Origin of the sequence: Shewanella sp. 10N.286.45.A1 (genome assembly GCF_041470405.1) — a bacterium.
Taxonomy (GTDB): domain Bacteria; phylum Pseudomonadota; class Gammaproteobacteria; order Enterobacterales; family Shewanellaceae; genus Shewanella.
In genome coordinates this window covers 1-24,662 of record NZ_JBFRMK010000163.1, presented here as the reverse complement: position 1 = coordinate 24,662, position 24,662 = coordinate 1, and the positions used below count along the sequence as shown (strand labels likewise).

Below are 24,662 nucleotides of genomic sequence, written 5' to 3'. Positions count from 1 at the left end.
ATGGCTGGCTAGTGATTATCTTGACTAAGTTCCAGTATAAGAGATTAGGCAAATCTGTGGCGCTAGAGTGTTTATTGAAAATCACGCAATATAAGCATCTTAAAACTACTTGAATAGTGCCTACATTACCCCCATCTAATTTATATGGCTAGATGGAGTGAAAATGGATTTACTTAACTCAATTGGTATAAAGGATGTGCTTCTTCAATACTGTGTTGGAGCTATTATGTTTCTTATTTTAGTTAACTGTTTGTATAAAATGGTTATTTGGGGTAAGAAAATGTCCAAAGGAGCATTTATATTTTTGGCTATTTTTCCTTTAATTTCAGTTTTTCCGATCCCTCCTCCTGCATTTAAAAATGTGGAAAAAGCGAAACAAGAGCAACATAAGAGAAACGAGGATAGCGGTGATCCGCCAGATGAAGAGTTAGATTGATTATAGCTATGGTAAATTAAGTCACTAAGCCTTTTAATTCTTCATTTCAAATTTGTACCCGGTAAATATCAATCTAACTCAAACTTAACAATCAAAAGGATAATTGCATGATTTTCAAGGAAGAATCAGTATTTAAAACAATAATACTATGTATGCTGACGTTAGGGGGATATTTGATGTATAAATTGTATACATTTTCAGAGCAAATTAATGAAAATACAGAAATGAAAATTTCAAAATTATTTATCACTATAACTATTATTTTGTTCTCGGTCTCACTTACTACTCTTGCTGTTGGTTTGTTTTATTTACCTGAGAAGAAAATTTTAATCAGTTCCCTAGGCTTACATGTTTTTTCTACAGTTTTTGATATTTCGTGGATATTAATGGTTCGTAATCGAATGAATCTAATCACTGGCGCCAAAAAAGGTGAGCCTCTGTGGTTGGATCCACTTAAAACTTCACTATTACATGTTATTTATATGCAACATAAGATAAACCAGGGCATGAGCAAAGCTCCAAGTAAAAACTTCTATTAGGTGGCTAAAGCTTTAGATTGGCATTATCTCACATCCGATTGCCATACTTTCCCTAATGAGACTAATCACTTTAAGAGCTCTGACTCTAAATGATTCCTGTCCAATAATAAGTTAGCGACTAAAGTGTGCTTACTCGTTATTCATCTGATTTGGGCTGTGCAAGCTTCTAAATCATAGATGATTTAGTAGAGCCTATAGGGATATATTTACGGCGGCTTGCAAAAGCTCTAGGCAGGTGAAATGCATATGATTGCGATACATTCTCTTGACCTACCTTTAAACTTTTGATGATGACTCGCTTTTATCCAAAAAGTCAGCAGGTATGCTGACTCACGATAAACTATCGTTTATCACCGTAGTCTACCGAAGGCTGCTCATCGCGTTGCAATAGTTGATTAATCACCTCCTGCTGGCCTACCAATAGCTTGCCGTTGGATTCATTCATCTGCTTGCTCTCTTTGACCAATGAAATCAAATTATCCCACAACATCGACACTTGCTCTGACACAGGTTCTGGTAATCGCTCAATCAAAGAGCGCATTCCACCAGCTGTCGCTTCAAAGCCTAAAGACTTGAGCATACGGCGGCGCTCACCAGCTTTTATCATTAGGTTATGGCACAAACGAGACTGGTGCTCATTGTGATGATGTAAGCCTTGATTATCTCGACTTTGCATCAGTTCTCGCTGACGTTTTAACAAACTTTTAAGTTGTTTATATCCATCAATATCTTGGCGGATCCCGCGTACGATACCTTGAATAGTTTCTCGCTTAGTACTCTTGCTGATTGGCTCAACCATGCTGCAACACCATTGCGTCTGTGACTTTATCAAGATTGAGATCAAAATTGCCGTCAATCAAACTTTGCCTCACTTCAGCGACCTTATTCATATCGACATCAGGTAGTTGCTCAAGCCGTGACTTAGCATGAGCAATAAGCTTGCAGTCATCGCTGACTACCGCTGCTGCCTTTGCAACATCAGAACTTGGCTTTAAAGGCTGGACAGTGCCTCTGTTGCTCTTGCTTGTGCCCATTTCAGTGCTCATTGCACTATTAATTTTGTTAATTTCCATTTGGCTCGCCTTCAAATACGCCCACTATAGGAAGTAAAGCGACTGAGCAAATGCAATTCTGAAGGGAAAACTGGAGTTTTTTTTAACCAAAGCGCAGATATCTTGCGCTAAGGTAAAATGCGAGCATAAATGGCCATCAAAACAGGGTAGCGACCCGCCCTTTAGCGATAGGATAAGCGGAGATGACTTTGCCAGAACTCAAGTTACGCACTCGAATGGCTTCCCCCTCACCGCCCGCCTCTAGTGCCTCACCAGGCATATTGGCGTAGAAACCATTACTGCGCGCCTCGATAATAACCTTATCACCAATATTGACCCATTGAGGCTTGCCAAGTTGCTGGGCTTTTATAACACGATGACGGCGCAATTTACGCACCACTTGCTGACCCACAATCTGGTCGATATCGGTAACCAAATCTCGATCTGAAACAGAGAGTTTGACCAGCTGCCACTCAATATCGGAGGCCAAAATATGTTCGCCACGCTTAATCGCTCGCTTGGCAACAGGTAAGCGGGCGCTTACGTTAACCCCAGCCCTAACATAGAGACTCCACCGAGGTTGTTGACAGCTCACCTTGCGCTGCACATTGCCAAGCGGCACCGCACTCCCGCCTTCTATCACTAATGTTGTCTTACAGGATTTAAGCTTACTGGCGCCCGATGCCAACTTAACTTTAACCTTGCTATTAACCTGCAACAGACCTGCCTGTAGTTGCCACTCCTCAAGCTCATTAATAAGGCGTTGGCTGAGTTGCTGCTCGATCTGTATCGGCGCAGTTATCGCCTCTTGCGCTATAACCTGCTGCGGAAGTAAACAGGAAAAGATGAGCAGTAAACAGGAAATGTAGGTTCCGTTCACTAACAATGAAAACAAGTAAGGCATTGATAATCCTAAGCTAATACTGTTGGCACACTATTTGGATAGATAGGGGATAACTGAATTGTATTAACCATACTAGGAGTCGCAATGGCTATCAACCTCGAAGCCGCATTAGGCATTCATCCGCAAACATTAGATTTCAGGGTCGAGCGTAGCAAAATGCTAGCGGGCAACTTAGCCAATGCCGAAACTCCTGGTTATAAAGCACGAGACCTCGACTTTAAAGCAATGATGAGCCAGCTCAACGCTGGAATGCCTGCCAGTCGAGAATATCAAGAAAGCTATCGTATCCCATACCAAACCTCAGCGGATCAAAACACGGTAGAACTGGGTAAAGAACAAGCACGGTATTCACAAAATGCCATGGATTATCAAACTAGCCTGACATTTCTCAATATGAAAATTTCAGGTCTACGCTCCGCTATCGAAGGTCAATAGGCAACATTATGTCATTTTCAGAGATTTATCAGATTGCCGGAGCCGGCATGAATGCACAAACCATTAGGCTCAACACCGTTGCCAGTAACTTGGCAAATGCTGGTGCGGCTGCAGAAAGCCCAGACCAAGCGTTTCGTGCACTTAAACCTGTGTTCTCAACTATCTACAAGCAAACACAAGAGGGGCAAGTGGCTGGGGCTCACGTTGAAGTATCCGCAGTGGTCGAAACCGATGCACCATTGGATTTACGTTATGAACCCGATCATCCCTATGCTGATGAACAAGGTTACGTCGCCTATTCAAACGTTAATACCGTTGAAGAGATGGCTGACATGATGGCTGCCAGCCGTTCATTTGAAACCAGTGTCGAAGTGATGAACCGCGCTCGCTCTATGCAACAAGGTTTACTACAGCTAGGAGCCAAATAATGAATGTTACTTCAGCCAGTAATGGCAGTGATGTCGCTAACTCAGCAGATGTTATGAACTCTCCCGGCAATGATGCGGCGGCGATTAAAAATGAGTTCATGACCTTGATGATTGCGCAAATTAAAAACCAAGACCCGACCAATCCAATTGATGGCACTGAGTACGTGACACAACTCGCTCAATTCTCTCAAGTAGAGAGTTTAGAGCAGATGCGCGCAAATCAGTCTTCACAAATGGTGATGATGGAAAACCTTGGCATAGTGCAGTCAGCCAATCTTGTAGGCAAAAATGCCATGGTGCCAGCCTCTGAGTTCAGCATCGATGACACACCGCTAGACGGCAAAGTGTACCTCGGCAGTGCGGTTGAAAACCTCAGCATTGACCTGGTCGATGAATTTGGCGATGTGGTGCACACCATTGAGTTGGGTCCACAAGAAGCTGGTGATACTGCATTCACTATTGACCCTGCAGCCCATGGCCTTGCACCCGGTGATTACAGTGTCGTCGCCAATACCACTAACGGTGAAGATACCGCTACCGCAGACACCTTCATTAAAGCCGAAATCGAAAAAATACATTTTGTCAGCGCCTCTGGAATGATGATGGCAGAGCTTGGCAATGGTCTAGGCACGCTGTCAGTGCTTGAAATCTCTGAAGTCTCATAACTTGTTAGCAAAGGATTAATCGATGTCTTTCAATATTGCGTTAAGTGGCCTACAAGCGACCACACAAGATCTAAATACTATCAGTAATAACATTGCTAACTCTTCAACTGTCGGCTTTCGCAGCGGGCGCAGTGAGTTTTCAGCTATCTATAATGGCGGACAAGCTGGCGGTGTCAATGTGATGTCCACCAGCCAAAACTTCTCAATGGGTGGCAGCTTAACTTATACCGGTCGTCAGCTTGATATGGGGATCCAAGGAGACGGCTTCTTTGTGCTTAGCAGCCAAGATGGTAATACCATGTACGCTCGTGCGGGGATGTTCAACCAAGATGCCAATGGTTTTGTGACCGACCCGGCGGGCAATCGTCTACAAGGCTATTCAGTCGGTGCAACAGGCAACTTGCAAACAGGTAATGTTACCGACTTACAAGTTGAAGCTGGCGCCCTTCCCGCTAAGGCAACGTCTACTATCGGGCTTATCTCAAATTTAGACGCGCGCGTTGATAGCATCGATACTGTCGCTAATCCATTCGATCCAGACAATGCCGCCACTTACCACTCATCAAGCACCGTTGCCGCCTATGACTCACTCGGTAATGAGCATGCGCTGACTCAGTACTATGTCAAAACAGCCGATAATACTTGGTCTGTTCACTACATGATGGACGACGTTGATGTGACTCCTGCTGGCGGACATCAGCTGACTTTTGACTCTGACGGTATGTTAACCGGTGGCGATTCACTGACACTCAACATCGCCGACCCTGCCATTATTGGTGGGGCATCCACATTGAATTTAGCACTGGGTTACGACAAGAGCACTCAATATGCCTCTGACTACAATAACTCAAGCTTGAGCCAGAACGGTTATACCTCTGGTGAACTCAACGGTATTCGTTTAGATGAAAGCGGTATGCTTTTTGGCACTTACACCAATGGTCAAGAGCAGCTGCAAGGCCAAGTAGTATTAGCCGACTTTAACAACCCCAATGGGCTTATTCCTGTGAGCAATAATGCATGGACTGCGACCAATGCTGCAGGCCAGCCAATCGTTGGCACACCAACTACCGGCACATTGGGTTCAGTCGCATCAGGTTACCTTGAAGGGTCAAATGTCGATACTACTGCAGAGATGGTGAGCTTGATGACTGCCCAGCGCAACTACCAGTCAAACGCCAAAGTGCTCGATGCAAACTCAACCATGCAACAAGCCTTGCTCAACGCAATCTAGGGATCATTCATGGACAGAATGCTATACACCGCAGCAACTGGCGCCGCCCGAGTGATGGAAGCACAAGCCATTCGCGCTAACAATTTAGCCAATGCTGACACCACTGGCTTTAAAGCGGATCTTGAACGCGTCAATGCCATGACCGTGGCAGCCACAGGCAACAGTCTGCAAACTCGCGTACTGGCTCAAACCCAAAGCAGTGGCTTTAGCCAGCAAAGCGGTGCACTCAATCCTACTGGCAGAACCCTAGATCTGGCGATTAATGACGCTGGCTTGTTTTCAGTCATGACCGATGATGGCGAAGGCTACACCCGCTCAGGTGCGATCGTGCCCGATGCTAATGGTCAATTAACCTTAGATGGCCGCCCTGTTGCCGGTGTCGATGGTCCTATCGTATTGCCAGAGTACCGCGAACTCTTCGTGGGTGACGATGGCAGGCTAAGTATCGTTGCCGATGAAAACGGCATCATCGAAGAGGTGGGCCAGTTAAAGCTGGTCAACCCTGACATGGACATCATGACTAAAGGTCTCGACGGCCTGCTATACACCCAAGATCGCCAACCATTGCTCGCCAACGATGAAGTGACCGTGAGTAGCGGGTTTCTTGAAGCAAGCAACGTGCAAGCTGTAGGTGAACTCATCGCTGCGATGGATCTAAGTCGACAATTCGAAATCCAAGTCAAACTAATGAAAAGCGCCGAAAAACTTGCAGAAGCAGGCAACAGGCTACTTAGAGATGCCTAGCGCAAATATAAAGGATTAAACAGATGCAATCAGCACTATGGGTCAGCAAGACAGGTTTGACCGCCCAAGATACCAAAATGACCACCATAGCCAACAACTTGGCTAACGTTAACACCACAGGTTTTAAGCGCGACCGTGTCGCATTTAACGATCTGTTTTATCAGGTACAGCGCCAACCAGGTGGCCAAGTTGATGAACAAAATGAACTACCTTCAGGCCTGCAGTTAGGTACCGGTACACGAGTTGTCGGTACCCAAAAGGTATTTACCTCTGGCGACATGCTGACCACTAATCAACAGTTAGATCTTGCGATTGAGGGTCAAGGCTTTTTCCAAATTGAAGAGTCAAATGGCGACATCAGTTTCTCGCGCGATGGGCAGTTTTACCGTAATAGCGACGGGCTAATGGTGACCTCTCAAGGCTTACCGCTAGTACCAAATATTGAGATCCCAGAAGAAGCACTCACTATCACCATCGCAACCGACGGCATCGTTTCTGCGCAGATGGCTGGCCAAGCGGATTCACAAGAACTAGGGCAAATCACCTTAGCTAACTTTACTAACCCAGCAGGGTTAGAAGCTCGCGGTAACAACTTATACCGTGAAACAGGAGCTTCAGGTGCAGCCATTGAAGGCGTTGCAGGCGACCAAGCACTCGGTCAAATTCGTCAAGGTGCCTTAGAGGGCGCCAACGTCAACGTAGTGGAAGAGATGGTGGAGATGATTTCGACGCAACGAGCCTACGAGATGAACGCCAAGGTGGTTTCGGCATCTGATGACATGCTCAAATTCCTAAACCAAGCCTTGTAATACTCGCTTAGGCAGATGGCTCAGATAGCGCTTAGCTCAACTAATTGACTCGAAAAGGATCACCATGCAACAACTACGGATAGGGTTTGGAATCGCAATGCTTGTGCTACTTTCAGGCTGTGTCGCGCACTTTCCTGAGCCAGATACCCAGCCAGGGAAACCTGAGTGGGCACCACCAGAAATTGACTACAGCCTACCCGATGCTAAAGATGGCAGCGTTTATCGCCCGGGTTTTATGTTAACCCTGTTTAAAGATAAACGTGCTTTCCGTGAAGGCGATATCTTAACTGTTGCCTTGGATGAAAAAACCTATTCAAGCAAGCGCGCTGACACTAAAACCAATAAAGCCAGCGGCCTGTCTATTGACGGCCAAGGAACCACAGGCAGTAATAATGTTAGTGGTAGTGGCGAAGCCAATATGGGACGCACCTTTAACGGTACAGGTTCGAGTACTCAGCAAAACCAGCTATCAGGCTCTATCACTGTTACCGTTGCTAAAGTTCTACCCAACGGTGCCCTGCTCATCCGCGGTGAAAAGTGGCTGCGACTCAATCAAGGCGATGAGTACTTACGCCTACTCGGTTTGATCCGTACCGATGATATTGGCAATGACAATACAATTTCATCGCAACGTATTGCCGACGCTCGAATCATCTACGGCGGCCAAGGTGCGATCTCTGATAGCAATCGCATGGGTTGGGCGTCACGCTATTTCAATAGCCCTTGGTTCCCATTATGAGACCTAGCTTAAACTTGGTGGTAGCACTCGATGAAATTCAGTAACTCTTTCTCCAACACTCATGTGGCTAATTTGATATCTCATTTTTCGCCGATGAACCTATTGCCAAAATTGTTCACTGGCAGACAGCGCTACCACGAAGGCGATAGCTTGATTGTTGTTTTGAACAACCATCCTCAGCATCAAGACTGCGAAACTATAAGCTCGGAAACCTCGGTTTCTAGCCAACGACTATCTAGCTCGATGATGGTAGAAGTCACCAAGATACTGCCAACAGGGGCGCTCTTTGTTAGTGGTAAAAAGTGGTTAAGTACTAGCGCAGAAAATGAGTATTTATACTTACTCGGGATCATCCAAGCCGATGATATTGGCACTAATAATGATGTTTCCTCACAGTGTATTAGTGATGCACGGGTACTTTACATCGGTGAAGATTGCCTGTCAGAGAGTGACCGCCTTGCTTGGACTTTACGCTACTTTAACAGTCACTGGGCTCCACTATGATGACCAATTTAAATGTTCAATCTTTAGGGTGTAGCAAATGAACAGAACCGCTCTTTTTTTAGTCGGCGTTCTACTCGGCTTAATACCATTATTTAATGCTCAAGCAGCGGTACAAAACCGTTACCTGATGGATATTGTCGATGTGCAAGGGATCCGTGAAAACCAACTAGTAGGTTACGGTTTGGTCGTGGGCTTAAACGGCACGGGTGATAGAACCCAAGTTAGGTTTACGAGTCAGTCGATCGTCAATATGTTGAAACAATTTGGGGTGCAAATCGATGACAAAATCGACCCTAAACTGAAAAACGTGGCAGCCGTAGCAGTACACGCTACGGTGCCAGCTCTCGCCAGCCCAGGGCAAACGCTCGATATCACCGTCTCTTCATTAGGTGATGCAAAGAGTCTGCGCGGCGGCACACTACTTATGACCCCGCTGCGCGCTGTTGACGGTGAGATCTATGCGGTGGCTCAAGGTAACTTAGTGGTCGGGGGCGTTTCAGCCCAAGGTCGCAACGGTACGTCGGTGACGATCAATGTCCCCACCGTCGGTAATATTCCTAATGGCGCACTATTGGAAGCATCAATGCACAGTAACTTTAACGAAACTGCGCAGATAGTCCTCAATCTTAGAGCGCCAAGCTTTAAAACGGCACGTAATATTGAGCGTGTCATCAACGACCTTTTTGGTCCCAGTGTTGCTGAAGCTGATAGCAGCGCCAAAGTCTTAGTGCGTGCGCCAAACTCAAATCGAGAGCGAGTAACGTTCATGTCGATGCTTGAGGAACTGCAGATTGAACAAGGACGAAAAGCTCCTCGCGTTGTGTTCAATAGTCGCACAGGTACGGTGGTCATGGGCGGCGATGTCGTGGTACGAAAAGCCGCCGTTAGCCACGGTAATTTAACCGTCACCATTGTAGAGCAAGAGTTTGTTAGCCAGCCTAATGGCGCATTTTTGGGCCAAGCCCAAGGCGAAACCGTGGTGGTGTCAGATAGCCAAGTCGGCATAGATACCGGCAATGGCCATATGTTTGTTTGGCCTGAAGGCATTGCGCTCAACGATATCGTCCGCGCAGTAAATAGTCTTGGTGCCTCGCCAATGGATTTGATGGCCATTCTCCAGGCACTTAATGAAGCCGGCGCCCTTGAAGCTGAACTGGTGGTGATCTAATGAAACTAGACAATAACCATAGTTATCTCAATCAACTTAGCGCCTCCGAGCTAATTCAAGCCAATGGTGAACACGGCGCACTTAAGTTAGTCAGCCAACAGTTTGAAGCCCAGTTCCTGCAAACGGTACTGAAGCAGATGCGCTCAGCGTCAGATGTCATGGCAGATAAAGATAGTCCGCTCTCTTCACAGAACAATGGCATGTACCGTGATTGGCATGATGCCGAGCTTGCAGGGCGACTCAGCCAGATGCAAAGCACCGGTCTTGCGAGCGTAATGAGTAAACAATTGGAGGGCGCACTTAAGTCTCAGCCAGAGATGGTCGCTTCTAATAATCATACAACTGCAAATGCCAATACCACCGCGATGCAACCAGCACTTATTGTGCCGTTCATTCCCAAGGTAAACGAGTAGTAACGCCAGCGGCAGCGATGCCGCTAATGACAAGATATAAGGACACAATATGAGCATGCTCAATATTGGTATGTCGGGACTCAACGCCAGTATGGCGGCCCTTAATGCCACCTCGAACAACGTTGCTAATGCCATGGTGCCTGGTTATTCGCGCCAGCAAGTCATGATGAGCTCTGTAGGTAACGGTGTTTACGGCAGTGGCTCCGGGGTGATGGTAGACGGCGTGCGTCGTATATCCGACCAATATGAAGTTGCCCAGTTGTGGAACACCACCAGCAACCTAGGATTTGCTAAAGTGCAATCCAGTTACTTTGGTCAAGTGGAACAAGTATTCGGCTCTGAAGGCAATAGTATCTCTGCCGGGTTAGACTTGTTATTTGCTTCGCTTAACTCTGCTATGGAGCAACCAAACGAAATTGCTTACCGTCAAGGTGTGCTCAATGAAGCAAGAGCCATCGGCCAAAGGTTTAACTCTATCAGTGAAGGCGTCAACTCTCAGATAACTCAAGTCGAAGGTCAGATTGGCGCTTCAGCCAAAGAGATTAATGCCCAACTAGAAAGCATCGCTAAATTCAATGCCGAAATCCAAGCGGCAAATGCCAATGGCAATGTACCTTTGGCGCTTCTTGATGCACGTGATGCGGCTATCGACGACCTATCAGAGATAGTCGATGTAAAAGTCGTTGAAGGGTCTAATGGACTGGTGAATATCTCGCTGGCACAGGGTCAACCTTTACTTGCTGGAACAACAGCATCAAAAATTCAAGTATCACCCGATCCCGCTAATCCGCAATTTAGCCAGATTAGTATCCAGTTCGGTCAATCTAACTTTCCTCTCGATGAAAAAGCCGGTGGCAGCTTAGGAGCATTAGTTGATTACCGCGATAACAGCCTAGTTGATTCAATGGCTTTTATCGACGAGCTTGCCAAAACCATCGCAGATGAATTCAATGCGGTACTTGCTGGCGGAACGGATCTGAATGGCAATCCACCCACTCAAGATCTATTCAGTTATGACCCAAATAACCCTGCGGGTAGCATAAAAATCACCAACGGCTTTAATGCTGATATGTTGGCATTTGGTCAAGATGGTACTCCCGGTGACAACAGTAACCTCAAAGAGCTAGTGGAATTAGCAAGTGCTAACTTTACCTTTAGCTCTCTTGGCGTTGATACCACCATGGGAGATGCCTTTGCCAGTAAAGTGGGTGAATTAGGTTCAGCTTCTCGCCAAGCGCAAATGGCAGAAGACACAGCCGTCAAACTGCAAATGGAAGCACAATCACAATGGGCAAGTACTAGTGGGGTAAACATGGATGAAGAGGGAACGAACCTCATTATCTATCAACAATCCTATCAGGCAAACGCTAAGGTCATTTCGACTGCAGATCAGCTTTTCCAGACCATTTTAAACAGTATCTAAGGATCTCTTATGCGCGTAAGTATGCTCAACCTTTACAGCAATAACTTGCAAAGCTTACAAAACTCAACGGCTGACATCTCTAAGCTAAACCAGATGATGGCGACGGGTAAGTCGATACTGCGTCCCTCCGATGATCCAATTGGATCGGTTAAGGTTATTGGCGGTCAGCGTGATTTAGCGGCAACTAATCAGTACATTAAAAATACTGAGTCACTGAGCACCAGTTTCAGCCGCGCCGAGACCTACATGTCGAGTATGGTTGAACTGCAATCTCGTATGCGAGAAATTACCGTGGCAGCAAATAATGGCAGCCTGTCGCCAGAAGATAGAGCGGCCTATGCCGCTGAGATGACCGAGTTGTTAGAAGCATTTACTGACACTGTGAATGCTAAAGATGAAGGCGGTAACTACCTTTTCTCAGGCAATCTCACCGACACAGCCCCTATTAGCCAAGATGCCAGTGGTAATTACGTTTATCAAGGTGATAATAATCATCGCGAAGTGCAAACTTCAGGCTCCTCTTGGATGACAGCTAATGTCACAGCATCGGAATTTATGTTTTCCAATGGTAGTGCCGATATCCTTAACCAAACCAAAGACTTTATCGCTGTATTAAACGATCCAAGTTTAGCACCAGGTGACCCCGCCTTTAGCCAAGGTGCAACCGACATGCTAACTAGTTTAGATGATACACTCACCAGTATTAGCTCTGCGATAACTGACATTGGTGGCAAACAAAATACCATTAGCCTGATTCAAACCTCCCATGAAGAGCGAGTACTGTTCAATGAAGAGGTTATCGGCGAAACGGAAGGGTTAGATTACGCCCAGGCCACTGCAGAGTTTAATCTAAAGCTAACTGCACTTAAGGTCACCCAGCAAACATTCGTGCAGGTGACGCAACTATCACTGTTTAACCATATGTAACAAGGTACCGCGAACTAATGCTCCATGGGATTACTGACACATTAAATATCCAGCAGCGCAGCCAAACGGTTGCGCCAGCCATGGGTGCCCAACAAGTACCTAATGAGCAACAGGTCGCAAATACTGCAGCAATTCCAACTCATCGACTTGAAAGTTATAGCAAGTGGGCAAAAGTGACTCAAGGGCAGCATAAAATCAGTGCCTCTCAGGTTGCAGAGCAGGGATTACAACAGGTAAAAGCGCTGCTTAAGCAACTGCATAACCAGGTAAAGCAGTCCCTTAGCAAGCAACAGAGTGTTCAGCAGCAAGCAAGAACAAAACAGTTGCAAAGCCAGCTTGCTCAGCTTGATATCAGCTACCAAAATAAGCCCTTGGTTGATCACCAACTCAATCTTATTTCCGCAGCAAGACCGGCAGCTAAACATAACTTCAGTTTAAAATCTGTCGACTTAAGTGTTGCTAAATTGCGTGATGAATACATTACCATTCAACTGGGCAGCGACAGTTCTAGGGTGTTGTTACCCGCCAATGAAAATGCCAACCATTTAGTGCAACACCTTAGCAGTGCGCTAAAACCTTTGGACATACAAGCTGCTGTAGATAGAAATGGCAAGTTCATCTTCCAAGGCAGTAAGTCGCAATGGCAGCAGGTACAAGCTGGATTATTGATGACCGGGCAAGGGCAACGCTTACCCGCTGGTGAGGCGAGAAGCATTAAAGTAAGTGAAGAACTCAATTGGCAAGATCCCAGAGAATGGCGTTTTGGCAGCAACGAAGAGCTCAAACAAGCGATGGCAAAAATCGCTAAATCAATGCATAAAGTAGAATTGCAGTTACAGGAACTAGCTGAAAGTAAACAAAAGATCCAGCAACAACTGCACCGCATCAATAGCCAAAAACCAACGTCTGCCGATCTAGAGACCACCATGACTCAGTTGACGAACTTAATGCAACCCTCGCCTTTTAACTTACAAGTCACCTCTTTAATGGCACAAGCTAATATGACCCGCACCCAAGTGTCCGCGCTACTAGCATAAAAATAACGCCAGCAACTCATCGCTGGCGGTCGTGATTAATTCATCAGAGTTAAGATTGCTGGCAGCTCATCAAAACCGCATTTATCTAGCAGATCAACCACATACTTACTGAAGTTAGCTTTGTGTTGTCTACTTGTGTGATAAACCTGAAAACACATAATAATGTCATGCTCGGTCAGGCTTTGTTTATCAGCAGCAATAGCTGCGAGATAACTGCGCAACATAAAGTAATCAACCATCATCAGCCTAAATGCTTCAGTCGGGCTTAACTTATCTACCTGCGGAAAGTTCATGTGATAAAAATAATAAAATAAGTACCGATTGAAGAGATCTTGATGCTTCTCAAGCGCAGGCAGAGCATGTTGCTGCCAAGCATTATTAAGCTGCTTTACACTAAAGTTACCCTCTTCATCTACCACACGGCATACCGCTTGATTGATCACCTCAAACCTTGCTCGACCCCGAACAGGCTTATTGGTATTAAGCCACAAATGGATTGAGGTAAAAGCATGCATTTTCTGCAATTCTGTATCTTGATTAAAACTGGCAACATGGTGCTTTAATTCACCGTTATCGGCCAAAGTAAGCAACTGCTGAAACATCGTATCTATGCTGCTTGAATTTTGTATAAGCTGCTTAGCTGACTCAACTGTTTTCATTAGAATCCCAATTGCAGTCAAGCTATGGCTAATCTCTAACTTTTCATTGAGCAGCAGTTGAATAGAGTAATCATGTGCTTTTTGAGCCCATAAAGGGGTAACCTCAAACTGGTTTTTATGGGATACCGTCATACGTTCAAAATGAAATGCATTCGGCTTCAATAGAATCAACCGAGCTGCTTCAGGGCAAGATAGCGACAGGCTTTCATATCGATCACCATCCTTCATATGAGACATTCGAGGATAGGTCTTACAAGTGTGACTAAGCAGTGACTCACCTGCTTTGGCATGGATCTGACACAATTGCTTATCGTCTAAAAAGCCACAAGCTCCCTCTTGGTTTAGCACCGCTTTTGCCCATGCGTCTTCACTTTTCTTAACTTTTTTTAACGCCTTTTGCGCTAGTACTTTTAACTCAGAATTAGCGAGAGTCTTCTTATAACTTTGCTTATCAATATAGATATTCCAACCATAACAGCAGCTGTCTTCACACTCACTACCGATACAATTAAATTGAGTAACAAAACTGGGTCTAACAAGTGACTTTTCCATGATCAGCCTCTTTTCATTTCAAGATGCTATAAAAAGGCGACTCTGTATGGTTTTTTCTAAAGTAATTTAAGCGCAAATTTCAGCTAAAACATAAAAAAGATCAAAAATAATTAACTTATACTTTCAATAACTTAAATGAATACAGTTGAATAAATTTTATCTGGATTTTCAGTTTTGATTTTGGCTGTCGTTTTATCAATTGTGACACACAATAATTCTTCGAATGCCTAAAGGAATACACTATGTTATCAGTTCATACTAACTATGCTTCACTGGTTTCTCAAAACTCTGTAACTAAAAACAATGACTTACTAAGCAACGCTATGGAGCGTCTATCGACTGGTCTACGTATCAATAGTGCAGCTGATGATGCTGCTGGTCTTCAAATCGCAACTCGCCTAAATGCCAACGTAACAGGCATGGAAACAGCTAGCCGTAACGTCAACGATGCAACTTCAATGCTTCAAACTGCTGATGGCGCACTCGATGAGTTATCAACAATCGCTAACCGTCAAAAAGAGCTTGCAACTCAAGCAGCTAACGGCGTGAACTCTGCTGAAGATTTGAAAGCAATTAACGCTGAATTCCAAGAGCTTACTAAAGAGATCACTCGTATTGTTGATAACACTGAATACTCAGGCAACAAGTTGTTTGATGCGTTAGATGGTGCAGGTGTTGAATTCCAAATCGGTGCAGGTGCAACTGAGCAGCTTTCTGTCAGTGTTACTAAAGCAGATCTTGCTGGCGTAGCTGACGATATTTCAGCAGCGGGTGCAGCAAAAGCTGCTATCGATAAGATTGATACCTTTATCGACAAAGTGGGCGCAGAGCGCTCTACATTAGGTGCTAACATCAACCGTCTAGGTCACACAGGCTCTAACCTTGCTAACGTGACTGAAAACACTAAAGCCGCTGCTGGCCGCATCATGGATGCTGATTTCGCTGTTGAATCTGCCAACATGACCAAAAACCAACTATTAGTACAAGCAGGTACAAACATCCTGTCTTCTGCCAACCAAAACACTGGTTTGGTTATGGGTCTATTGGGCTAAATCTTCCTCCCTCCCAATTTTCTTCAAAGGGCCTTTTGGCCCTTTTTTTATTTGCTGCTCCCTCTTCAGAACCGCCCCACTAATGTCGCCTTATTAACACTATACGATTGGCTCTTTAAAGCGATTTTAAAAGCGGAAGTATAGCTTCCCTAGTGTCACGAACAACGGAAATACATTCGCTTTCAGCACATTGAACATATTTTAAAACCTTTTAAAAACATACGATTAACCTTTGGCACAAACATTGCCATACCAGTTAGATTGGAGGAGCGTAATGATTTCAGGAATGAGTGCAGCAACATTTGCAGAGCAGCTTATATCGGCTGAGCGCATGGGCAAAGATCAACTTTTTAAAACCAGTATGACCAAGCATCAAAATCAACTTGACGCATATGACATCTTAGAAAGTAGCCTTAAAAGAATGACCAGTAAGCTTGAAGCGATTAATGGGGATGCTTTCGAAAGTAAAACCTCATCAATCAGTGATGAAAGTGCCTCAATTACAGTCGATAGCGATGCACCTGCAGGCACTTACGATCTTTATGTTAAGCAGCTGGCGCAATCTCACCAACTGTCCAAAAGTTTTGCCAGTGAAACCGAGGTACTGCCGACAACAGGCGTGTTGAGTATTCAAGTTGGGCCCAATGCCGCAGATACCATCGATATTGATATGGCAGTACTTAATGCTGATGGTACTCGCACCGTCGCCGACCTTAGAGATGCAATCAACAACCATGCTGACAACCCAGGAGTACAAGCTTCATTAGTCAGAACCGGCGGCCAAGTAGAGCTGATGATGACATCCAAAGAGTCAGGAGCCGTCAATAGTGTCGATGTCAAAATGGATGGTGTCGACTGGGGTATGACCGAAAGAAAAGCAGCTCAAGATGCCGAAGTCACTCTAAACGGCATTGATATAACCAGCAGTAGTAATTATTTGGGTAATGTTATTGATGGTGTGTCTATTGAGTTAAACCAGGCCCACGCAATCGGTGATAGCAGCACCATTAAAATTGAATCCGACTCCAGCTCTAGTGAGCAAGCAGTCGAAGACTTTGTTGACTCTTTCAATGAGCTAATGGAGCAAATCAACCAACTCACACGCTCCATGGGAAGCTCAGTTGTTGATGAAAGCAACAAAGATAAAGAGGACGATGACAAGGATAAAGATGACGACGATGAAGATGCTCCCTCTTCAATCACAGAAGATCAACTTGGGGTACTAAAGGGCGACTCCAGCTTAAGAATGCTGCAAAACAGTATGCGCAATAGCGTATTTGAAGCCGCGCCTAATGGCATGCGTTTGTCTGACGTCGGTATCGAGATGACCCGCGACGGCAAGCTAAGTATTGATGAAGACAAACTTAGCCAAGCACTCAAAGATGATCCCGATGCGATAAAAGAGATGTTCACCGCCAGCGGCAGTTATGTCGATCGAATTGACACCATTATCGACCCATTCACTAAGTCTAGTGGTTACTTAGATCTAAAACAGAGCAACCTAGACAAACAGATCGATAGAGTCGAAGACAGCATGTCTAGACATGACTATCAAATGCAACAGCGCTATCAAATCTATCTATCTCAATTTACCGCAATGGAAAACACCATTAACCAACTTAATTCAGCCAGCGCGCTGTTTTATTAAGGAAGCCTAACAAATGTTGAATGAGCACGATCCGTTTAATGCTTACAAACAGACCTCACTCGATGCGAGAGCCGCTGCTGCAAACCCACATGAAATGGTGCGAATGCTGCTGGACGGGCTCTTAGAAGAGATCGAAAGAGCCAGCGGTTTTATGCAACGCCGCAGCTATGAGGACAAGGGGCAAAGTATCAATAAGTGCCTCAACATCGTTCACGGACTCGACTCAATGTTAGATCTTGAAAGCGGCGGCGAAGTCGCCGCTGGGCTCAACCGCCTGTATGACTACTGCAGCCGTCAACTCGTGACTGCCAGCGTAGAGAATAGTATCGAGGCGCTAGCGCCAATAACAAAGGTAATAACCAATGTCAGAGAAGGTTGGACCAACCTCAATTAAACAATGGCTTTACTTTGAGAAGGCACTCCAATTTCACGCTAAAGCCGAAGACTGGCAAGCACTTGAAAAGGTGAATACCAAGATGATTTCAGCGTTAACAGCTGCGGGAAAGCCGAGTAATAGGCAGCAGCTCCTCGCCCGTAAATCACTGGCTGCAGTCCATCAAGCTGTGGTTAAGCAGTTAGAACAAGCTAAAGCGAAACTGGCGATTGAGATGAGTCAATTTCAGCAACAACAAGATGGGCTAGCCGCTTATCAACTGACTCAATTGAGCGGAGAAGATTATGATTAGCCCTTATACAGCATTAAATAGCCCGTTAACACAGGGCAATGCCGCAGCTTCGCCTTTGGCCACAACAAACAAGATGCATAGTGTGGCAAACGATAACCCAGAGGGGAGCGAGCATAATGATGTTCTGTCTTTTGCTATGGTTGCGGCGCAAAGCCTCAATACTGCTCATCAAACCTCAGCGATGGCAAGCACCGGCACCTCAATCAATAACAGCGAAACAACGATAGTTCGATCTTTTAGCGCGGACAGTGCAGTTGCAACTAACTCGACACTGCAACAGCAAAGCCCTGACATCAAAGCCGCTCTAAACCCTGTAGTGATGGGGGCTATTTCAAAGTCGAGTGACGCTCAGCCAGCGGCAACTAGCACGACCAGCGTTAATGCCAATCAAACCGCACCTTCGTTACCGCAACTATCGCAACAGAGTTATTCACCTCAGCCAATGCAAAATGGCGGCTTAAAGTCGGCCCCATCAATAATACAGAATGCATTTCAAGCCACCGCGACCACTCAGCCTGCCATCGCAGCCTTGACTCACGATGCACTGGCCAGTGAAGCGCTAGAATCTAGCCAGCATGTCGTTGGCGGCGCCTCTAGAAATCAAGCAACCGTTGCCCAGTGGGGCCCGGTTTCAGTCTCTCAAGCCGCTCCGATGATGCAGCAAGCCCAAGAGATGCTCTCTCCACTGCGTGAACAGTTACGCTTTCAGATTGATCAGCAGATTAAACAGGCTGAACTTAGATTAGATCCACCTGAGCTTGGCAAGGTAGAGCTCAATATACGCTTAGACGGTGACAGACTGCATATTCAAATGCATGCCGCTAACCCCGCTGTTCGTGATGCTCTGTTAATGGGATTAGACAGGTTACGCAACGAATTAGCCATGGATCATGGCGGCCAAATTGATGTCGATATCAATCAAGAAGGTGAGCAAAAGAAACACAACCAACAACCGCATACCACAACGATTGCAGCGGCATCCCTCTCAAACACCGATAGCTTAGTTGATAGCCTTTCACAGCAAGATGAAGTCGATCTATTGGCATAACTTAGGAAACACTCATGGCATTTAGTAATTCAAATACGAAAAAAATAACAATTCTACTATTCATCACCATCTGGAGTGGCGCTGTGTTTTGGGCTGGTTGGCAATCGCCAACAATCATAGGTGGGCCATTTTCAGCCGCCGAAGATGAAGTTATCTCAGCTAAGTTTTATCCATTAGACAAGTTTGTCATCTCAGTACCTGGTGATGATTATCCTCATTACTTGTTACTTGAAATGGCCTTCAAAAGCCGCTCTAAAAATGTCGAAACTACGATCAAGCAGGCAGATCCGGTGATCCGTAATTCGCTGATGAAAATGTTCTCCAAAAAACATTTCAACGAACTCAACGACGCTCAACAGTTTGAATCATTACAAAAAGAGGCGCACCTGTTGCTAACCAATGTGCTTGCAGAAAATGAATTCAGTATTGAGCTTGATGACGTGTTGTTCACTCGGATGGTCATTCAATAGGAGGGCTATGTTATGAACGCTGCACAAGTCGCTTACCAAACAACAGCAGAAGAACCCACGGTTAATCGCCTGTCCGAAAGCCAAGTGATGATGCAGTACCTTCCGCTAGTAAAACGCTCTGTGTCTCAACTTCGTAGCCATTGTGGATCAGTTTTGACTATCGAAGATATGGAGCAAATAGGCATGATGGCGTTGTTAGAGTCCGCAAGGCGCTATCCAGGTGAATATGACAACGGTTTCATCTCATATGCAGGTCAGCGAATTAGAGGCGCCATACTCGACGAGTTGCGTCGCCAAGATTGGCGTCCTCGACCCGTGAGACAACAGGCCCACGAACTTAATGATACGGTTCGCAAACTCACCAAAATGCTTGAACGAGCGCCGAGTGACAATGAAGTAGCCCAAGCTATGGGGCTCAATCAAGAAGACTACCGCAAGCGTCTGCATGCCTCTCAATCAGAGTCGATGCGAAGCCTAGATGAATTGATTAGTGATGGCGGACATTTTGAAGATAAACGAGATGTATTTGAACAAATATCCGCCAAAGAAACTTTATTCCAAGCAATTTCGAAATTAAACAAAAGAGAACAGGTAATTCTGTCGCTTTACTATCAACATGAACTCAATTTAAAAGAAATAGCCGCCACGTTGGGATTAACAGAAACTCGGATCTGTCAGTTGCATAAACAAGCAGTAAAGCAACTTCAGAAAATATACCAACAATGGGATCGGTAAGCAGGTGAGGTAGTATGAGCAAACTTTTAGGGCTAATGATCATTCTTTTTTCAGTTTTTGGTGGATATGTCTGGGCAGGAGGAACCTTAGCCTCCCTATGGCAACCAGCAGAGATACTGATCATATTTGGTGCAGGTATGGGTGCACTCATTATCGCTAACCCTAAACCCGTCCTAGTGGAGATGCTTGACCAAATAAAAGAGTTAGTCAGAGTCGAAAAAGAGGACCCTGAGCTTTATCCCCAACTGTTTGGCTTGATGGGTATGTTAATGGCTCAAATCCAATCTCAAGGACTTAAAGTGCTTGATGACCATGTGGAAAAGCCGAGAGAAAGCTCGCTATTTCTCATGTACCCCACAGTGTTAGAACACCCAACGGTACTGCAATTTCTTATCGATAATTTACGTCTACAGTCTATCGGTAAACTCTCCGCCCATGATCTTGAACATATATTGGATGAAGAGATCCATCGTATGGAAGAGGATTGGATGCGTCCATCACTTGCGCTAAATAAAGTGGCAGAAGCCATGCCGGGCTTTGGTATTTTGGCTGCCGTAATGGGGATCATCATCACCATGTCCAATATTGACGGTCCAATAACTATGATAGGTGTCAAAGTAGCAGCAGCGCTTGTGGGCACATTTATCGGAATTTTTGCCTGTTATTGCCTGTTCGACCCGTTGTCTAAGGCACTAGAACATTTAGTTGAACGTAAGTCAGCACAGCTTAGGTGTGTTGCAGCTATGCTATCCTCCTTCGCCAAAGGCAAACCTCCAATGCTGGCAATAGATGCCGGTCGAAAACAGATTCAAAGTGAAAACCGTCCCACATTTATCGAGTTAGAACGCTGGATGGTGGAGCAACAAAGCTAATGGCTACTCGTCCTGAACCTATCGTAATTCGGCGTAAAAAGAGAACCAAAGCTAAGCCTGGTCACGGCGGAGCTTGGAAAGTCGCCTTTGCTGATTTCACACTGGCAATGATGGCACTATTCATGGTTTTGTGGATTATGCAAATAGCCGATCAGCAAGAAAGAACCATGATTGTTCAGTACTTAAAGGGCGACCTGTATTCAACTGGGTCTATTAACCCGTTTGATCTGAGCCGCTCCCCTTCACTGATTGATTTTCAGGGGAATATAGCGCTTCAGCAAGCTGTTTTACCTGCAACCGCTACCGGTGTCGATCGCAGTGGTCCTGCAATGCACAATCATATTCCCTTGGGGAAAGATAACGTAAAAGCTGGTATCGGCCCTGAGCTCAACTCATTAGTGCCTGGAAAGTTTGAAACACAGGCCCAATTAGAGTTTTTAGCGAGAGAGATAGAGCAAGTCATTACCGATGTCAGCATGAATGCCAATGTAGAACTTCAAGTTGTGCCACAGGGCATTAGAATTTTAATGCATGATAACGTCAACCAATTCATGTTTACCCGTGGCAGTTCAAATATGAAGCCCTACTTTGAAGATCTGCTCATGGCCTTAGGACCAGTGCTTGGCAAAGTCGAAAACAAAATGAGTATTTCAGGCCATACAGACTCAAGCCCTTATGCGGGAAAGACATTTACCAACTGGGAGCTTTCAAGTAAACGAGCATTACTTGCCCGTCGCGTATTGGAATATTCAGGCGTACAACGTGACCAAGTCATTCAAGTCACAGGGATGGCAGATCAAGCGCCTTATATCGTTGACGATCCAGCAGCTGCAGCCAATAGAAGAATTGAGATGCTAGTGATGACCTCAACAGCTGAAACTCAATTACGACAGATGATGGGTATCGCCAGTGAACAACCTAAATCAGACGCTGAAATAGACCATGCTAAGCAAGTTGCCGAGGCAAACAAACCCAGAATGAGATATCGCTAACTGTGGATGACCCTTTAATACAGCACGGTGAATTTATACCCGCAACTCAACAACCGACAAAACCAGAGTTGGGTATTGATAGTCGCCAGCATACAAGGCACTCATTGCGAGAAGACCATGACAAAAAGATCGAGCTAGCATGTGATGGCGTTACAGTATCGCTGTTCAAACAAACATGGCGCAGCACAAGACCTATCGGTATTGCCAATATAAAAGATATAGGCCTAGGCGGGGTTGGGATGATAAGTCGCAGCAAACTATCGCCTAATCAACAGGTATCAATCGCCGTCGATGATGAGTTGATACCCATCATAATAATGCGAGTGCATAGCATTAACGAAAAGCTCAATTTTATTGGCGCCAGATGGGCCATAGAAGATCAACAAAAGACCTTGAGCATTATTCGTAAAGTACAATTTTTAAGTGAAAAATCAGTGTAATACAGAATGAGTATCGTCGACAGTAGGGAGATAGTAATGGCTTCATCATATGAGCGAAAAGGCCCGGATGGTCTACAAAAGCTCTTTCTGTATTTGATACTACTTGATTGGTTTATCCTATTGTATTTAACCACTGAACTTAAAGATATGCCCTTTAAGCAAGGCGTGGCCGCTTCTATCATGGTGACGTTGTTTAATTTTCTTTTAGTCAATTTGTGTTTTAAGCGAGCACGCAGATCGAGCGACAGCTACCTCATTTACCCTGTCATTGGAGGCGCTCTGCTGTCTTTCTTACTGCTAGCCTACTTCTTTTTTTTCAATTGATAGCACTCATTAAATAGCTGCAGTTCCACGGCCTTTGCACGTCTAGTAAAGCATTGAAGTAACTGCAGCTACTGAGGTTGATTTCCCCTGTGAACCTCAATAACACCGCTCAATCAAAAAAGCTTGTGGCTCTCGTCATATCCCGCAAATATATTCCCAACAGATGATGAATAATTAGCAGTTTCAAAGCATTGCTGCCTACAAAGGGGTTGAGTTAAGATTTCAAGCTGAGCCGCCAGCAGGCTGACAACCCTAATTCGTATTATTAAAGAGATCATTAATATGCCACATGAGCCGTTAACTCAGCAGCAACGCGAGTTTATGTTAAGCAAGGTGTCTGAGCCGGTGATTGCCATTGCTAAACAGGTGAACTTTGCTGAACGCTATTATGCCCTGCTTGAGCAGTTTCCAAAGCTGCCCGGGGATTTTAACTCTAACGTGGCGTTAGATACCAAAATCGATTTAGTGACCGCTTTTGCCTACCCTATTCGCTATTACAAGGGGGAGGGAGGCTACTTTATGCTCAACAAAATAAAATTCGCCTATCCGCATATGCGGCTGATGATTGAGATCCGTCAAGCTGTTAGCTTTCACTTTGATTTATGGCGCGATGACACTCGCATTGGTGGCGGCAGTTACCAGCAGCTGGCGGTGGCCGAGCGCTTATCGCGAGAAGAGGATATTTGTTGGGATGACTGGCGCGTGCAGCAAAAACCATGGTGTTACAGCGAAGCGCAACTACAAACTGTGTTGACTGAACTGTTTTCACTGTTTGACGACCTGTGTCAAGCTATGCCTGAGCCGCCAGGTTTCCCGCAAAAATCATTTACTCAGTTGGATTGTAAGGATTTATTAACACAAATCCCTGAACCTGTAAGCACCATTGCCAAGCAGGTGAACTTCTCTGAGCGCTATTCAGCGCTACTTAAGCAATTTCCTAAATTACCCGGTAAATCTAGCGCTAAAGTATCACTAGAAAAACAAATAGAGTTAGTCTCAGGCTTTCCGTATCCAATTGACTACAACCCCAACTTTGGAGGGAGTTTTACTCTGTATCGCGAGGATTTCGAATATTCACATATGCACATTAAATTTGAAATAAAGCAAAAGGTTACATTCTGGTTTAATTTATTTCGAGATAATAATGACCACTCCTGGGTTGGTGGCGGTAATTTTCATGAGCTTTCGGCCGCGCAGCGATTATCTAGCGGGGGATCTATGAGCTGGGAAGAACGAAATGTTGTTCAGCAGCCATATTGTTATAACGAAACACAGCTGCAAATGGTACTAACTGAGCTTTTTTCACTTTTTGAAGATATGTGCCAAGCCATGCCAGAGCCACCAAAGCCTCAAATAACCCACTAACATGCCATTAGCGATAACGCCTCAATCACAAATCGTAGGCCCAGCTAATGACCTACTCTCTATTATCCCCGCAGGGGATACATGGGGGCGAAGAAGTCCAGATTTGAATCCAGCGCATTCATGGGCCTAGTAGCGCGAGTAACTTGTTACGAAGCCGGGGATAGCGCTCAGCGGCGGGTTGACGTCGAACTAGCCATTTATGCCTAATTAAGTAAAGAAGCTACCTAAAAATAATCTTGTCGCATCACACCGTAATCACTGCAGCCCTAAGCGCTATAGCAAAATGATTAATTGACTCAAATCGCAGACGTAAAAAAGCCCGTTGCGTTAGCAACGGGCTTTCTCGTATTAGGCGCCTAGGAATG

31 protein-coding genes are annotated in these 24,662 nt (G+C 45.2%); 27 read left to right on the top strand and 4 right to left on the bottom strand.

Features of this window, described 5'->3' with window-relative positions; translation table 11 throughout:
• Nucleotides 1-163 precede the first annotated feature (163 nt).
• Nucleotides 164-436, top strand: coding sequence for a hypothetical protein (locus tag AB4238_RS13230; RefSeq protein WP_372033853.1), 273 nt, complete (start codon nt 164-166; stop codon nt 434-436).
• A gap of 107 nt (nt 437-543) precedes the next feature.
• Entirely contained in the window at nt 544-975 is a 432-nt protein-coding gene (locus tag AB4238_RS13225) for a hypothetical protein (RefSeq protein WP_372033852.1), read from the top strand.
• 340 nt (nt 976-1,315) lie between these two features.
• Here the strand turns inward: AB4238_RS13225 and AB4238_RS13220 are convergent, their stop codons facing one another.
• The 3 genes from AB4238_RS13220 to flgA form a co-directional block, all read right to left on the bottom strand.
• Nucleotides 1,316-1,774, bottom strand: a complete 459-nt coding sequence (locus AB4238_RS13220; RefSeq protein WP_372033851.1) for a flagellar protein FlgN — start codon at nt 1,772-1,774, stop codon at nt 1,316-1,318.
• Complete coding sequence (gene flgM, locus AB4238_RS13215; RefSeq protein ID WP_372033850.1) at nt 1,767-2,048, bottom strand: flagellar biosynthesis anti-sigma factor FlgM; 282 nt, start codon at nt 2,046-2,048, stop codon at nt 1,767-1,769. The genes AB4238_RS13220 and flgM overlap by 8 nt, the downstream gene beginning before the upstream one ends.
• Before the next feature lie 136 nt (nt 2,049-2,184).
• Nucleotides 2,185-2,931, bottom strand: coding sequence for a flagellar basal body P-ring formation chaperone FlgA (gene flgA, locus AB4238_RS13210; protein ID WP_372033849.1), 747 nt, complete (start codon nt 2,929-2,931; stop codon nt 2,185-2,187).
• Nucleotides 2,932-3,015: 84 nt separating this feature from the next.
• On the opposite strand from flgA, the gene AB4238_RS13205 reads away from it, so the two are divergent.
• The 13 genes from AB4238_RS13205 to AB4238_RS13145 all read left to right on the top strand — a co-directional run bounded on the left by AB4238_RS13205 (nt 3,016) and on the right by AB4238_RS13145 (nt 13,454).
• On the top strand, nt 3,016-3,366 hold the full coding sequence (locus AB4238_RS13205; protein ID WP_220739860.1) for a flagellar basal body rod protein FlgB: 351 nt from the start codon (nt 3,016-3,018) through the stop codon (nt 3,364-3,366).
• 8 nt (nt 3,367-3,374) lie between these two features.
• Entirely contained in the window at nt 3,375-3,794 is a 420-nt protein-coding gene (gene flgC, locus AB4238_RS13200; RefSeq protein WP_220739862.1) for a flagellar basal body rod protein FlgC, read from the top strand.
• Nucleotides 3,794-4,459, top strand: a complete 666-nt coding sequence (locus AB4238_RS13195; protein ID WP_372033848.1) for a flagellar hook capping FlgD N-terminal domain-containing protein — start codon at nt 3,794-3,796, stop codon at nt 4,457-4,459. The genes flgC and AB4238_RS13195 overlap by 1 nt, the downstream gene beginning before the upstream one ends.
• Before the next feature lie 22 nt (nt 4,460-4,481).
• Nucleotides 4,482-5,690, top strand: coding sequence for a flagellar hook protein FlgE (flgE, locus tag AB4238_RS13190; RefSeq protein WP_372033847.1), 1,209 nt, complete (start codon nt 4,482-4,484; stop codon nt 5,688-5,690).
• A 9-nt stretch (nt 5,691-5,699) separates the two neighbouring features.
• A complete protein-coding gene (locus tag AB4238_RS13185) occupies nt 5,700-6,434 on the top strand; it encodes a flagellar basal body rod protein FlgF (protein WP_372033846.1) in 735 nt (244 codons plus the stop codon).
• A gap of 23 nt (nt 6,435-6,457) precedes the next feature.
• The gene (gene flgG, locus AB4238_RS13180; RefSeq protein WP_372033845.1) at nt 6,458-7,243 is read left to right on the top strand and encodes a flagellar basal-body rod protein FlgG; all 786 of its coding nucleotides are present in this window, start codon (nt 6,458-6,460) and stop codon (nt 7,241-7,243) included.
• A 64-nt stretch (nt 7,244-7,307) separates the two neighbouring features.
• Entirely contained in the window at nt 7,308-7,982 is a 675-nt protein-coding gene (flgH, locus tag AB4238_RS13175; protein ID WP_220739872.1) for a flagellar basal body L-ring protein FlgH, read from the top strand.
• Between the two features lie 30 nt (nt 7,983-8,012).
• Nucleotides 8,013-8,486 carry a flagellar basal body L-ring protein FlgH gene (locus AB4238_RS13170; RefSeq protein WP_372033844.1) on the top strand — a complete coding sequence of 158 codons (474 nt, stop codon included), beginning with the start codon at nt 8,013-8,015 and terminating at the stop codon, nt 8,484-8,486.
• Nucleotides 8,487-8,523: 37 nt separating this feature from the next.
• On the top strand, nt 8,524-9,654 hold the full coding sequence (locus AB4238_RS13165; protein ID WP_372033843.1) for a flagellar basal body P-ring protein FlgI: 1,131 nt from the start codon (nt 8,524-8,526) through the stop codon (nt 9,652-9,654).
• Nucleotides 9,654-10,067: a rod-binding protein gene (locus AB4238_RS13160; protein ID WP_220739875.1), complete on the top strand. Its 414-nt coding sequence runs from the start codon at nt 9,654-9,656 to the stop codon at nt 10,065-10,067. Before AB4238_RS13165 ends, AB4238_RS13160 begins: the two co-directional genes overlap by 1 nt.
• 49 nt (nt 10,068-10,116) lie before the next feature.
• A complete protein-coding gene (gene flgK, locus AB4238_RS13155; protein WP_372033842.1) occupies nt 10,117-11,490 on the top strand; it encodes a flagellar hook-associated protein FlgK in 1,374 nt (457 codons plus the stop codon).
• A 9-nt stretch (nt 11,491-11,499) separates the two neighbouring features.
• Nucleotides 11,500-12,417 (top strand): flagellar hook-associated protein FlgL, encoded by a 918-nt coding sequence (gene flgL, locus AB4238_RS13150; RefSeq protein WP_220739879.1) that lies wholly within the window; start codon nt 11,500-11,502, stop codon nt 12,415-12,417.
• Between the two features lie 17 nt (nt 12,418-12,434).
• Entirely contained in the window at nt 12,435-13,454 is a 1,020-nt protein-coding gene (locus AB4238_RS13145; RefSeq protein ID WP_372033841.1) for a hypothetical protein, read from the top strand.
• A gap of 35 nt (nt 13,455-13,489) precedes the next feature.
• Here the strand turns inward: AB4238_RS13145 and fliB are convergent, their stop codons facing one another.
• On the bottom strand, nt 13,490-14,665 hold the full coding sequence (gene fliB, locus AB4238_RS13140; protein WP_372033840.1) for a flagellin lysine-N-methylase: 1,176 nt from the start codon (nt 14,663-14,665) through the stop codon (nt 13,490-13,492).
• A 242-nt stretch (nt 14,666-14,907) separates the two neighbouring features.
• On the opposite strand from fliB, the gene AB4238_RS13135 reads away from it, so the two are divergent.
• The 12 genes from AB4238_RS13135 to AB4238_RS13080 all read left to right on the top strand — a co-directional run bounded on the left by AB4238_RS13135 (nt 14,908) and on the right by AB4238_RS13080 (nt 24,297).
• Nucleotides 14,908-15,717 carry a flagellin gene (locus tag AB4238_RS13135; protein ID WP_372033839.1) on the top strand — a complete coding sequence of 270 codons (810 nt, stop codon included), beginning with the start codon at nt 14,908-14,910 and terminating at the stop codon, nt 15,715-15,717.
• Nucleotides 15,718-15,991: 274 nt separating this feature from the next.
• Nucleotides 15,992-17,365: a flagellar filament capping protein FliD gene (fliD, locus tag AB4238_RS13130; RefSeq protein ID WP_372033838.1), complete on the top strand. Its 1,374-nt coding sequence runs from the start codon at nt 15,992-15,994 to the stop codon at nt 17,363-17,365.
• Between the two features lie 13 nt (nt 17,366-17,378).
• Nucleotides 17,379-17,759: a flagellar export chaperone FliS gene (gene fliS, locus AB4238_RS13125; RefSeq protein ID WP_220739889.1), complete on the top strand. Its 381-nt coding sequence runs from the start codon at nt 17,379-17,381 to the stop codon at nt 17,757-17,759.
• Nucleotides 17,728-18,051 carry a hypothetical protein gene (locus AB4238_RS13120; RefSeq protein WP_220739891.1) on the top strand — a complete coding sequence of 108 codons (324 nt, stop codon included), beginning with the start codon at nt 17,728-17,730 and terminating at the stop codon, nt 18,049-18,051. The genes fliS and AB4238_RS13120 overlap by 32 nt, the downstream gene beginning before the upstream one ends.
• Nucleotides 18,044-19,099, top strand: a complete 1,056-nt coding sequence (locus AB4238_RS13115; RefSeq protein ID WP_372033837.1) for a flagellar hook-length control protein FliK — start codon at nt 18,044-18,046, stop codon at nt 19,097-19,099. Before AB4238_RS13120 ends, AB4238_RS13115 begins: the two co-directional genes overlap by 8 nt.
• Nucleotides 19,100-19,113: 14 nt before the next feature.
• Nucleotides 19,114-19,569: a flagellar basal body-associated protein FliL gene (fliL, locus tag AB4238_RS13110; protein ID WP_220739895.1), complete on the top strand. Its 456-nt coding sequence runs from the start codon at nt 19,114-19,116 to the stop codon at nt 19,567-19,569.
• A 12-nt stretch (nt 19,570-19,581) separates the two neighbouring features.
• Nucleotides 19,582-20,304, top strand: a complete 723-nt coding sequence (locus AB4238_RS13105; protein WP_372033836.1) for an RNA polymerase sigma factor FliA — start codon at nt 19,582-19,584, stop codon at nt 20,302-20,304.
• Between the two features lie 14 nt (nt 20,305-20,318).
• A complete protein-coding gene (motA, locus tag AB4238_RS13100; RefSeq protein WP_372033835.1) occupies nt 20,319-21,176 on the top strand; it encodes a flagellar motor stator protein MotA in 858 nt (285 codons plus the stop codon).
• Nucleotides 21,176-22,168 carry a flagellar motor protein MotB gene (locus AB4238_RS13095; RefSeq protein ID WP_372033834.1) on the top strand — a complete coding sequence of 331 codons (993 nt, stop codon included), beginning with the start codon at nt 21,176-21,178 and terminating at the stop codon, nt 22,166-22,168. The genes motA and AB4238_RS13095 overlap by 1 nt, the downstream gene beginning before the upstream one ends.
• Nucleotides 22,169-22,170: 2 nt before the next feature.
• Nucleotides 22,171-22,608, top strand: coding sequence for a hypothetical protein (locus AB4238_RS13090; RefSeq protein WP_372033833.1), 438 nt, complete (start codon nt 22,171-22,173; stop codon nt 22,606-22,608).
• A 36-nt stretch (nt 22,609-22,644) separates the two neighbouring features.
• A complete protein-coding gene (locus tag AB4238_RS13085) occupies nt 22,645-22,932 on the top strand; it encodes a hypothetical protein (protein ID WP_248976408.1) in 288 nt (95 codons plus the stop codon).
• Between the two features lie 282 nt (nt 22,933-23,214).
• Complete coding sequence (locus tag AB4238_RS13080) at nt 23,215-24,297, top strand: hypothetical protein (RefSeq protein WP_372033832.1); 1,083 nt, start codon at nt 23,215-23,217, stop codon at nt 24,295-24,297.
• The last annotated feature ends 365 nt before the right edge of the window (nt 24,298-24,662 follow it).

Excerpts from the sequence above, each read along its gene's own strand:
- AB4238_RS13230 (WP_372033853.1), top strand. The coding sequence starts at position 164 with ATGGATTTACTTAACTCAATTGGTATAAAGGATGTGCTTCTTCAATAC.
- AB4238_RS13225 (WP_372033852.1), top strand. The coding sequence starts at position 544 with ATGATTTTCAAGGAAGAATCAGTATTTAAAACAATAATACTATGTATG.
- AB4238_RS13220 (WP_372033851.1), bottom strand. The coding sequence starts at position 1,774 with ATGGTTGAGCCAATCAGCAAGAGTACTAAGCGAGAAACTATTCAAGGT.
- flgM (WP_372033850.1), bottom strand. The coding sequence starts at position 2,048 with ATGGAAATTAACAAAATTAATAGTGCAATGAGCACTGAAATGGGCACA.
- flgA (WP_372033849.1), bottom strand. The coding sequence starts at position 2,931 with ATGCCTTACTTGTTTTCATTGTTAGTGAACGGAACCTACATTTCCTGT.
- AB4238_RS13205 (WP_220739860.1), top strand. The coding sequence starts at position 3,016 with ATGGCTATCAACCTCGAAGCCGCATTAGGCATTCATCCGCAAACATTA.
- flgC (WP_220739862.1), top strand. The coding sequence starts at position 3,375 with ATGTCATTTTCAGAGATTTATCAGATTGCCGGAGCCGGCATGAATGCA.
- AB4238_RS13195 (WP_372033848.1), top strand. The coding sequence starts at position 3,794 with ATGAATGTTACTTCAGCCAGTAATGGCAGTGATGTCGCTAACTCAGCA.
- flgE (WP_372033847.1), top strand. The coding sequence starts at position 4,482 with ATGTCTTTCAATATTGCGTTAAGTGGCCTACAAGCGACCACACAAGAT.
- AB4238_RS13185 (WP_372033846.1), top strand. The coding sequence starts at position 5,700 with ATGGACAGAATGCTATACACCGCAGCAACTGGCGCCGCCCGAGTGATG.
- flgG (WP_372033845.1), top strand. The coding sequence starts at position 6,458 with ATGCAATCAGCACTATGGGTCAGCAAGACAGGTTTGACCGCCCAAGAT.
- flgH (WP_220739872.1), top strand. The coding sequence starts at position 7,308 with ATGCAACAACTACGGATAGGGTTTGGAATCGCAATGCTTGTGCTACTT.
- AB4238_RS13170 (WP_372033844.1), top strand. The coding sequence starts at position 8,013 with ATGAAATTCAGTAACTCTTTCTCCAACACTCATGTGGCTAATTTGATA.
- AB4238_RS13165 (WP_372033843.1), top strand. The coding sequence starts at position 8,524 with ATGAACAGAACCGCTCTTTTTTTAGTCGGCGTTCTACTCGGCTTAATA.
- AB4238_RS13160 (WP_220739875.1), top strand. The coding sequence starts at position 9,654 with ATGAAACTAGACAATAACCATAGTTATCTCAATCAACTTAGCGCCTCC.
- flgK (WP_372033842.1), top strand. The coding sequence starts at position 10,117 with ATGAGCATGCTCAATATTGGTATGTCGGGACTCAACGCCAGTATGGCG.
- flgL (WP_220739879.1), top strand. The coding sequence starts at position 11,500 with ATGCGCGTAAGTATGCTCAACCTTTACAGCAATAACTTGCAAAGCTTA.
- AB4238_RS13145 (WP_372033841.1), top strand. The coding sequence starts at position 12,435 with ATGCTCCATGGGATTACTGACACATTAAATATCCAGCAGCGCAGCCAA.
- fliB (WP_372033840.1), bottom strand. The coding sequence starts at position 14,665 with ATGGAAAAGTCACTTGTTAGACCCAGTTTTGTTACTCAATTTAATTGT.
- AB4238_RS13135 (WP_372033839.1), top strand. The coding sequence starts at position 14,908 with ATGTTATCAGTTCATACTAACTATGCTTCACTGGTTTCTCAAAACTCT.
- fliD (WP_372033838.1), top strand. The coding sequence starts at position 15,992 with ATGATTTCAGGAATGAGTGCAGCAACATTTGCAGAGCAGCTTATATCG.
- fliS (WP_220739889.1), top strand. The coding sequence starts at position 17,379 with ATGTTGAATGAGCACGATCCGTTTAATGCTTACAAACAGACCTCACTC.
- AB4238_RS13120 (WP_220739891.1), top strand. The coding sequence starts at position 17,728 with ATGTCAGAGAAGGTTGGACCAACCTCAATTAAACAATGGCTTTACTTT.
- AB4238_RS13115 (WP_372033837.1), top strand. The coding sequence starts at position 18,044 with ATGATTAGCCCTTATACAGCATTAAATAGCCCGTTAACACAGGGCAAT.
- fliL (WP_220739895.1), top strand. The coding sequence starts at position 19,114 with ATGGCATTTAGTAATTCAAATACGAAAAAAATAACAATTCTACTATTC.
- AB4238_RS13105 (WP_372033836.1), top strand. The coding sequence starts at position 19,582 with ATGAACGCTGCACAAGTCGCTTACCAAACAACAGCAGAAGAACCCACG.
- motA (WP_372033835.1), top strand. The coding sequence starts at position 20,319 with ATGAGCAAACTTTTAGGGCTAATGATCATTCTTTTTTCAGTTTTTGGT.
- AB4238_RS13095 (WP_372033834.1), top strand. The coding sequence starts at position 21,176 with ATGGCTACTCGTCCTGAACCTATCGTAATTCGGCGTAAAAAGAGAACC.
- AB4238_RS13085 (WP_248976408.1), top strand. The coding sequence starts at position 22,645 with ATGGCTTCATCATATGAGCGAAAAGGCCCGGATGGTCTACAAAAGCTC.
- AB4238_RS13080 (WP_372033832.1), top strand. The coding sequence starts at position 23,215 with ATGCCACATGAGCCGTTAACTCAGCAGCAACGCGAGTTTATGTTAAGC.